Origin of the sequence: Amycolatopsis sp. WAC 04169 (assembly GCF_003947535.1) — a bacterium.
GTDB lineage: Bacteria > Actinomycetota > Actinomycetes > Mycobacteriales > Pseudonocardiaceae > Amycolatopsis > Amycolatopsis keratiniphila.
Window position 1 is genome coordinate 1 of sequence record NZ_QHJI01000071.1, and the last position, 630, is coordinate 630.

Below are 630 nucleotides of genomic sequence, written 5' to 3' on the forward strand. Positions count from 1 at the left end.
GGTCGGCGGCGTGGACCCCGCCCGGTAGTTGAAGGGTGCGAACCGCAGGACCAGCAGGTCCCCGGCAGGGACACCACCGGCAGGGACCGTAATGGACAGTCCGGTGGTGACCGTACTGCTCGAACCGTTGGTGCCCAACGACTTGACGAACGCGAACGACACGGCCGCCCCCTCCCCTGGCCCGAAGACCCGCGGTCGTCGACGACTACGGGTGGTAGATCAGCAGCGTTCCCTGCGCCGACCACTGATCGGTGAACGTGCTGCGCTGGCCGGACTGATTGCTGCCGAAGTCGTGGATCCCGAGCAACGGCTGCGCGTTCGCGGCCGCCGGGGTCCGGTCGGACAGCACCAGGTAGCGGGCACCGGTGAACGTCGCCGAGGCCCACGCCGGATTGCTGGCGGTGAACTGGGTGGCGCCGGAACCGACGCATTCCCACACCACCGAGCCGTCCGTGACCGTGCCGCCCACGACGGTCGGCCAGGTCGGCGCCGAAGCGCCCGACGTCCCGCCCGACACACACCGGTACAGGAACCCGTTGCCCGGGGCCGGGCGCACAGTGAACTCGGCCGCGTACGCCGTCGCCCCGGCCCACGCGGTGGCCCAGCTGTTCGCCGCGATGTACGACACCG

The 630-nt window shown here is 71.0% G+C and carries 1 protein-coding gene; it reads right to left on the bottom strand.

Annotated features, from left to right (window positions below):
• Positions 1-205 precede the first annotated feature (205 nt).
• Positions 206-630: hypothetical protein (locus DMC61_RS41055; RefSeq protein WP_199750248.1), on the bottom strand; the 425-nt coding region annotated here is incomplete at its 5' end.